At 65.2% G+C, this 8,225-nt stretch carries 11 protein-coding genes; 8 read left to right on the top strand and 3 right to left on the bottom strand.

The genetic code is table 11. The features are described 5' to 3' along the window. The first annotated feature begins 204 nt into the window (after positions 1–204). Complete coding sequence (locus G3N96_RS36325; protein WP_089493889.1) at positions 205–1,029, top strand: Cof-type HAD-IIB family hydrolase; 825 nt, start codon at positions 205–207, stop codon at positions 1,027–1,029. Positions 1,030–1,148: 119 nt separating this feature from the next. Here G3N96_RS36325 and aqpZ read toward each other — a convergent pair whose 3' ends face one another. Next, the gene (gene aqpZ, locus G3N96_RS36330) at positions 1,149–1,892 is read right to left on the bottom strand and encodes an aquaporin Z (protein ID WP_089424232.1); all 744 of its coding nucleotides are present in this window, start codon (positions 1,890–1,892) and stop codon (positions 1,149–1,151) included. A 299-nt stretch (positions 1,893–2,191) separates the two neighbouring features. On the opposite strand from aqpZ, the gene G3N96_RS36335 reads away from it, so the two are divergent. Beyond that, positions 2,192–2,488, top strand: a complete 297-nt coding sequence (locus tag G3N96_RS36335) for an H-NS histone family protein (RefSeq protein WP_021162849.1) — start codon at positions 2,192–2,194, stop codon at positions 2,486–2,488. Between the two features lie 105 nt (positions 2,489–2,593). Here the strand turns inward: G3N96_RS36335 and G3N96_RS36340 are convergent, their stop codons facing one another. Next, positions 2,594–3,658: a glycosyltransferase family 4 protein gene (locus G3N96_RS36340; RefSeq protein ID WP_124584425.1), complete on the bottom strand. Its 1,065-nt coding sequence runs from the start codon at positions 3,656–3,658 to the stop codon at positions 2,594–2,596. A gap of 229 nt (positions 3,659–3,887) precedes the next feature. Next, positions 3,888–4,325 (bottom strand): hypothetical protein, encoded by a 438-nt coding sequence (locus G3N96_RS39790; RefSeq protein WP_277399478.1) that lies wholly within the window; start codon positions 4,323–4,325, stop codon positions 3,888–3,890. Between G3N96_RS39790 and flhD the strand changes: the two genes are divergently transcribed. From flhD to G3N96_RS36370, 6 genes are all read left to right on the top strand, one after another. Continuing rightward, a complete protein-coding gene (gene flhD / locus G3N96_RS36345; protein WP_039346834.1) occupies positions 4,324–4,644 on the top strand; it encodes a flagellar transcriptional regulator FlhD in 321 nt (106 codons plus the stop codon). The genes G3N96_RS39790 and flhD overlap by 2 nt on opposite strands. A gap of 92 nt (positions 4,645–4,736) precedes the next feature. Further along, entirely contained in the window at positions 4,737–5,291 is a 555-nt protein-coding gene (gene flhC / locus G3N96_RS36350; protein WP_034209584.1) for a flagellar transcriptional regulator FlhC, read from the top strand. A gap of 168 nt (positions 5,292–5,459) precedes the next feature. After that, positions 5,460–6,320 (top strand): flagellar motor stator protein MotA, encoded by an 861-nt coding sequence (gene motA, locus G3N96_RS36355; RefSeq protein WP_011350592.1) that lies wholly within the window; start codon positions 5,460–5,462, stop codon positions 6,318–6,320. 13 nt (positions 6,321–6,333) lie between these two features. After that, positions 6,334–7,359, top strand: coding sequence for a flagellar motor protein MotB (gene motB / locus G3N96_RS36360; RefSeq protein WP_124584427.1), 1,026 nt, complete (start codon positions 6,334–6,336; stop codon positions 7,357–7,359). A 24-nt stretch (positions 7,360–7,383) separates the two neighbouring features. After that, positions 7,384–7,761, top strand: coding sequence for a response regulator (locus tag G3N96_RS36365; protein ID WP_011350594.1), 378 nt, complete (start codon positions 7,384–7,386; stop codon positions 7,759–7,761). A gap of 33 nt (positions 7,762–7,794) precedes the next feature. Then, positions 7,795–8,225: Hpt domain-containing protein (locus tag G3N96_RS36370; RefSeq protein WP_206140185.1), on the top strand; the 431-nt coding region annotated here is incomplete at its 3' end.

Raw genomic sequence — 8,225 nt, forward strand, 5'->3', positions numbered from 1 at the left:
GCGCACGCGCGACGCACGGCGCGCTGCGGCTCGCGCTGCAGGCGCTGCGGGCGGCGGAAGGGCGCTGACGGCGTGTCGAGGCGGGAGGAAAGCGCACCGCAACCGCGCCGCGGGCGGCAGTCGGCCGGGAACCGTCCGGCGGGCAACCGGGCCCGACGTTAGAATGGCCGTTCCGCAGAGCCCTGAGCGCCATTCTTCCGTCCCATGTACAAAGTCATCGCCACCGATCTCGACGGTACCCTGCTGAACAGCGACCACCAGCTCGATCCGTATACGATCGACACCGTCCGCCGGCTCGACCGCGACGGCCTGCAGTTCGTGATCGCCACCGGGCGCCATTACGCGGATGTCGCCGGCATTCGCGACGTGCTCGGCATCCGGCCGTACCTGATCACGTCGAACGGCGCGCGCGTGCATGCGCCGGACGACACGACGATCCACGCGCAGGACATCGATCCGGCGATCGTCCGCGGCCTCGTGCAGCCCGAGGTCGTCGGCGCGCACGGCCGCGTGATCGTCAACCTGTTCACCGACCAGGGCTGGCTGATCGACCGCGATGCGCCGCACCTGCTCGAATTCCACCAGGATTCGGGCTTCCGCTACGACGTGATCGACATGCCCGCGCATGACGGCGCGGATATCGCGAAGGTGCTGTACATCGGCGATCCGGCCGATCTGGCGGTCGTCGCCGAGCAGATGCGCGTGCGCTTCGGCGATGCGCTGTACGTCACGTACTCGCTGCCCGACTGCCTCGAGGTGATGACCGCGAACGTGTCGAAGGGCCGCGCGTTGCGCTCGGTGCTCGCACGGCTCGGCGTCGACACCGGCCACTGCATCGCGTTCGGCGACAACATGAACGATATCGACCTGCTCGAAACCGCCGGCCACGCGTTCATGATGAACAACGCGAATCCCGACCTGGTCGCGCGGCTCCCGCACATCCCGCGGATCGGCAACAACTTCGATGCGGGCGTCGCCCGCCACCTGCGCACGCTGTTCTCGCTCGAAGACAACGTCGCCGCCTCCTGAGCGTCCCGCCGGGGGCGGAAATGAAAAACGGGCGCCAGTGGCGCCCGTCGAAATGACTTGCCTCGATCTTCTTCGACAGCGTGAGGCTCGCTGCTCTGCTCGCTTGACCCCGTAGTGTTTTATTCGCTTGTGCGAGCCGATGCCGGCAGCAGGTCGACGGCGTCGTCACGCCCCGCGACCAGCGGATAGATGATCCCGGCGAGTACCGCGCCGATGATCGGTGCCACCCAGAACAGCCAGAGCTGACCGATCGCATCGCCGCCCACGAACAGCGCGGGGCCGGTCGAGCGGGCCGGGTTCACCGACGTGTTGGTGACCGGAATCGAGATCAGGTGGATCAGCGTCAGGCACAGGCCGATCGCGATCGGCGCAAAGCCGGCCGGCACGCCGCGCTTGTCGGTGGCGCCCAGGATCACGAACAGGAAAAAGCCCGTCATCACGACTTCGCAAATGAACGCCGAACTGAGTGCGTAGTGGCCGGGCGAGCGCTCGCCGAAGCCGTTCGTCGCAAAGCCGCTGCCGACGACGTCGAAGCCCGGTTTGCCGGTCGCGATCAGGTACAGCACGAATGCACCAAGCGTCGCGCCGACCACCTGCGCGACGATATACGGCACGAGATCCCGTGCGGGGAAGCGGCCGGCGACCGTCAGGCCGACGCTCACCGCCGGGTTCAGGTGGCAGCCCGAAATGTGGCCAATTGCGAATGCCATCGTCAGCACAGTCAGGCCAAAGGCAAGTGCGACGCCGGCAAAGCCGATGCCGAGGCCCGGAAAGGCGGCGGCCAGCACGGCGCTTCCGCACCCGCCGAGCACCAGCCAGAACGTGCCGAATACCTCTGCAGCGAGACGCTGAGAAAGATTCATGTAAGGACCTCGTTCAAGTGGATTGAAGACAACCGGACGACGCGACGGATTTAAACCGTCACCCGGAATTGGTCTGGATTATAGGAAATGAATCGGGTGGGGGAGGGTCAACGATTGTTAAATTTGAATAGCTGACGAATGCCTTTTATTAGAATAAGTCCGCATTCTCGATATAGCCGATTCGGTTAAAGATGACAGCATTAATTTCGAAGGGTAGGGCGGCAGTGCGGATGGCGTAACGGATGTTGGTGTCCCGGCCGGATTCGCCGGGGCCGCATCATCAAAAGGGGAGTCAAAAAATGTCTCAATACGCGAAGCTCAAGGCGCAGATCGCCGATCTGCAGGCCCAGGCGGACGATGTGCGCCGCCAGGAAGTGGCGGCGGTGATTGCGGAAGTCCAGCAAAAGATTGCCGAATATGGGCTGACTGCCCAGGATCTGGGCTTCGCGGAGCGAGCGAAGCGCGGGCGTCCGCCGAAGAAGGCGCCGCTGCCCCCGAAATACCGCGATCCGAAGTCGGGCGCGACCTGGAGCGGGCGGGGCAAGCCGCCGAATTGGATCGTCGGTAAAAACCGCGATCGTTTCCTCATCGAATGACCGAAAGCCCAAACAAAAGAGCCGCATCGAGATGCGGCTCTTTTGTTATCCGCGCCAATTTCGGCGCGGATTGGATTACGGCATATTTCCTTGCGGCATTCCGCGTCAGGCGCCGGCGACCCGGCGCAATGCCGGTTGACGGGCTCCCGTGCAAAGCGATTCGTAAGTTTCGACATATCGCCGCGCCATGGCCTTCGAGCTGAAGCGCGTATCGAAACGTTCGCGGATGGCGGTGCGCGACAGGCTGTCGATCCGGTGCAGCGCGCCGACCGCGCCCTGCACGTCCTCGACGATGAAGCCGGTCACGCCGTCCTCGATCACTTCGGGCACCGAGCCGCGGTTGAACGCGACGACCGGCGTGCCGCAGGCCATCGCCTCGATCATCACCAGGCCGAACGGCTCCGGCCAGTCGATCGGGAACAGCAGCGCCTTCGCGCCGGACAGGAACGCGGGCTTCTGCGCCTCGTTGATCTCGCCGATGAATTCGACGTGCGCCTGGTCGAGCAGCGGCTCGATCACTTCCTTGAAGTAGTCGGCGTCGGCCTTGTCGACCTTCGCGGCGATCTTCAGCGGCAGCCCGCTTTGCGCGGCGATCCGGATCGCGGTGTCGACGCGCTTTTCCGGGCAGATCCGGCCGAGGAACGCGAGGTATTCGGGCTTCACGTCCGGCTGCGGCGTGAGCAGCGTGTCGGGCAGCCCGTGATACACGGTGCCGGCCCACGCGGCCTGCGGCAGCGGCTTGCGCTGGTTGTTCGAGATCGACACGACCGGCGCGTCCGGGAACGCGTCGAACACGGGCTGCAGTTCCGGCAGGTCGAGGCGGCCGTGCAGCGTCGTCACGTACGGCGTGTCGAGGCGCGACATCAGCGGGAACGGCAGGTAGTCGAGGTGGAAGTGCAGCACGTCGAATTCGTGCGCGACCCGGGCGACCTTTTCGAGGAGCCGCATATGGGGCGCCATCGAATCGCGAATCGACGGGTCGAGCCGCAGTGCGCGCGGCCAGGCCGCCTCGAGTCGGGCCGACGTGACGGAGTCGCCGCTGGCGAACAGGGTCACGTCGTGGCCGAGATCGACGAGCGCTTCGGTGAGGTAGGACACGACACGCTCGGTGCCGCCGTAGAGTTTCGGCGGAACGGCTTCGTAAAGCGGCGCGATCTGGGCAATTCGCATGGAGGTTCTCCTGTTTCGATCCGGGGGGCGCGGGCGCGCCGGTGCGGATCGCGTGCAACGTTGCGGAACTCGCCGGCGTACGCGGTTGGCGGTACGTGGCCGTGCCCTGGGCGGGGTGCGCGGGGCGCCGGACGGCAAGCTGCGGGGCGGGCCGGCACGGCTCGCGCCGCCGCCCATTGGAGTCCATTATCGATATCGCCCTGAGGGGTTCGAGTGTTTTTTCAAACACTTAAGGCTTGTTACACGATGAAATACGCGAAAACCCCGATAAAAAGGGCGCGGAAACAGAAACGGAGATAGACGCAACTATTGTTGCGTCTTCGTGAAAAAGCACTATAATTTTTACCGATCCGATTGCCGGCAGCCTTGCCGGCAAGCCTTCCGCTACCGAGCGGAGGCCATCGGACACATCACAGCCGAATTCGCGCTGCCAGCCGTTTCCCCAATCGAGCCTTTCAATTCGCTTTGTCGGAAAAATTCCTACACGGTTTACAGACAAATCCTGCGCGGCATACGCCACTTCGCTGATACCGGCGCACATGCCGTTTGGCCAAAATTCGCCCTGTAAGACTATAAACGAGCCGACTGAGCGCCAAGAGCGCCCTGATCGAGCAAACGTTTTCATAACACGAATGGCCAAAGCAAAGCTCTTTAACGGGGGAATCATGAGCGCTACCAGCGAAATGCTCAGTGAGATCAAAGAGGTCAACCTGTCGTACCTCCTCCTCGCGCAACGCCTGCTGCGGGAAGACAAGGCGATGGGCATGTTCCGCATGGGCATTTCCCAGGAACTCGCCGACCTGCTCGCCAACCTCACGCTCGCACAGACCGTGAAGCTGGCCGCGTCGAACCAGATGCTGTGCCGCTTCCGCTTCGATGATCACGCGCTGCTCTCGTCGCTCGCCGACAAGGGCCGCAGCGATGTCGTCGCGCACGCCCACTCGGCCATCCTGATGGCCGGGCAGCAGGTCGAAGGCGTCCGCTGATCCATCCCGCCTTGCGTGTGTCCCGGCGTGCCGCGCCGGTGGGCAGCGTATTGGCCATCCATCCGAATAACGTCAAGCGGACGGTTATCACCATGGCAAGCAAAAGCGTCGTGATCGAGGTGAAGGAAATCACCCTCGCCATCGAACTGATCGAACTGGGCGCCCGGCTGCAGCTGCTGGAAGCGGAGACGAGCCTGTCGCGGGACCGTCTGATCAAGCTGTACAAGGAACTGAAGGGCGTGTCGCCGCCGAAGGGGATGCTGCCGTTCTCGACCGACTGGTTCATGACGTGGCAGCCGAACATCCACTCGTCGCTGTTCTACAACATCTACCGGTTCATGCAGGACCACGGCCGCTGCGAGCCGATCCAGTCGATCGTGAAGGCGTACCGGCTCTATCTGGAGCACGTGAACCTGTCCGGCGACGAGGCCGCGCTGAGCCTCACGCGCGCGTGGACGCTCGTGCGCTTCTTCGATTCGGGGATGCTGCAGATGACCCCGTGCACGCGCTGCGGCGGTCACTTCGTCGCGCATGCGCATGATCCGCATCAAGGTTTCGTCTGCGGCCTCTGCCAGCCGCCGTCGCGCGCGGGCAAGACCCGCAAGGCCGCCGCCGCGCGCGCCGAACTGGCCGCTGCCGCGGCCTGAGCAGCGCCGGGCGGGGCGTTCAGGCCGCGCCGGGCGGCGCGAATCGTCTGCGAATTGCTGGTAAACACCGTCGGGCCGCCGCCTGGCCGCCCGCGAAAGTTTTCCTGCCGACTGCCGTAAACCTGTTTAACGGCGGTCTCCCCGCCGGTCATTCGTGAGGGACAGGCAGTGCTGATTATCGTGGGAACACTCGTGACGCTGTTGTCCGTCTTCGGCGGTTATGCGCTGGCAGGCGGGCATCTGGGCGCCTTGATCCAGCCGGTCGAGATCCTGATGATCGTGGGTGCCGGTGTCGGCGCGTTCATCCTCGGCAACGGCGGCAAGACCATCAAGGCCACGCTGCGCGTGCTGCCGACGCTCTTCAAGGGCTCGAAATACACGAAGGATGTCTACATGGAGCTGATGGCGCTTCTTTACGTGCTGCTCGCGAAGGCGCGCAAGGAAGGTACGCTCACGCTCGAGGCCGACATCGACGATCCGGAAAAGAGCCCGATCTTCACGCAATATCCGAAGATCCTCGCCGATCATCACATCGTCGAATTCCTGACCGACTACCTGCGCCTGATGGTGGGCGGCAACATGAACGCGTTCGAGATCGAGAGCCTGATGGACGAGGAGATCGAGACGCACCACGCGGAAGGCGAAGGCCCCGCGCATGCGCTGATGCGCGTCGGCGACGCGATGCCGGCGTTCGGTATCGTCGCGGCCGTGATGGGCGTCGTCCACACGATGGCGTCGGCCGACAAGCCGCCCGCGGTGCTCGGCGCGATGATCGCACAGGCGCTGGTCGGCACGTTCCTCGGGATCCTGCTGTCGTACGGGCTGATCGGGCCGCTCGCGAGCCTCGCGGAGCAGCGCGTCGCCGAGTCGACCAAGATGTTCCAGTGCATCAAGGTGACGATTCTCGCGACGCTGAACGGCTATGCGCCGGCGATCGCGGTCGAGTTCGGCCGCAAGGTGCTGTTCTCGACCGAGCGCCCGTCGTTCTCCGAGCTCGAAGAACATGTGCGCCGCGTGAAGGCAAAGTGACGCGGAGCGCCCAATGAGCAAGAGCAAGGATCGCGCAATCGTCGTCAAGCGGGTGGCCCCGGCGAAGAAGGGCCACCACGGCGGCGCATGGAAGCTCGCGTACGCGGACTTCATGACCGCGATGATGGCGTTCTTCCTGCTGATGTGGCTGCTGAGCTCGGTCACGCCGGTGCAGCTGAAGGGGATCGCCGAATACTTCAACACGCCGCTGAAGGCCGCGCTGTTCGGCAACGGCGACCGCAGCTCGCAGGATTCCAGCATCATCAACGGCGGCGGCCGCGACCTGTCGAGCGTCGACGCCGGCACGCTGCGCCGCACCGACGGCACCACGCAGCTCGCCGAACGCCTCGCGAAGATGGGTGACGAGCATTCCCGCTCGCAGGCGCAGAACGCACAGGCCGCGCAGGACCGGCTCGAGCAGGCGCGCCTGCACGACCTGCAGATCAAGCTGATGGCCGCGATCGAGGCCAACCCGACGCTGCGCCAGTTCAAGCAGCAGATCCGCATCGATTCCACGCTGATGGGGCTGCGCATCGAGATCGTCGATTCGCAGAAGCGGCCGATGTTCGCGATGTCGAGCGACCACGTCGAGCCGTACATGCGCGACATCCTGCGCGAGATCGGCAAGACGCTGAACGACGTGCCGAACCGGATCATCGTCCAGGGCCACACCGACGCCGTGCCGTACGCGGGCGGCGAGGGCGGCTACAGCAACTGGGAGCTGTCGGCCGACCGCGCGAACGCGTCGCGCCGCGAGCTGATCGCCGGCGGCATGGGCGAGGCGAAAGTGCTGCGCGTGCTCGGCCTCGCGTCGACCCAGAACCTGAACAAGGCCGACCCGCTCGATCCGGAAAACCGCCGGATCAGCGTGATCGTGCTGAACCGCAAATCCGAAGAGGCGCTGATGCGCGACGATGCGACGACCACGACGCTGTCGGCCGATGCGGCCGGCTCGCAGCAGCTCGCGCAGCAGCTGGCCCCGGCGCCGGCCGTGCGCCCGGCGCTCGCGGCGTCCGCCGTCGCCGTGCCGAAACCCTGACGTTTACGAGATTCCGAGACAGACATGATCCGAACCATTCTCGCCATCGACGACTCCGCGACCATGCGTGCGCTGCTGCAGGCAACGCTGATGCAGGCCGGCTACGACGTGACGGTGGCGCCGGACGGCGAGGCCGGCTTCGACCTGGCGGCCACCGTGCCGTACGACCTGGTGCTGACCGACCAGAACATGCCGCGCAAGAGCGGGCTGGAAGTGATCGCCGCGCTGCGCAAGCTCACTGCCTATACGGAAACGCCGATCCTCGTGCTGACGACCGAAGGCAGCGACGCGTTCAAGGACGCCGCACGCGACGCGGGCGCGACCGGCTGGATCGAGAAGCCGATCGACCCCGCCGTGCTGGTCGACCTGGTCGCGACGTTGTCCGAGCCGGCCGCCTCCTGATATTCACGCGACGCATTCAACCCGGGACCGGGCATGACTCTCGACATCACTCAGTTCTACCAGACATTTTTCGACGAAGCGGACGAGCTGCTCGCACAGATGGAGCAGCTGCTGCTGAACCTCGACGTCGGTTCGCCCGACCCCGAGGATCTGGCCGCGATCTTCCGCGCCGCGCATTCGATCAAGGGCGGTGCGGCGACGTTCGGCTTCTCCGCGCTGACCGATACGACGCACATCCTCGAATCGCTGCTCGACCGCGCGCGCAACCATGAGCTGACGCTGACCAAGGAAATGGTCGACGCGTTCCTGGAGACGAAGGACGTGCTGTCCGACCAGCTCGTCGACTACCGCGCGAGCGCCGAACCGGACGCGGCCGCCGCCGCGACGATCTGCGCGAAGCTCGAACGGCTGAAGGCCGAGAGCGGCGCGGGCGCGCCGGCTGCCGCCGCCGCTGCTCCCGTCGC

It is taken from the genome of Burkholderia sp. Se-20373 (assembly GCF_017104705.1).
Classification (GTDB): Bacteria; Pseudomonadota; Gammaproteobacteria; order Burkholderiales; family Burkholderiaceae; genus Burkholderia.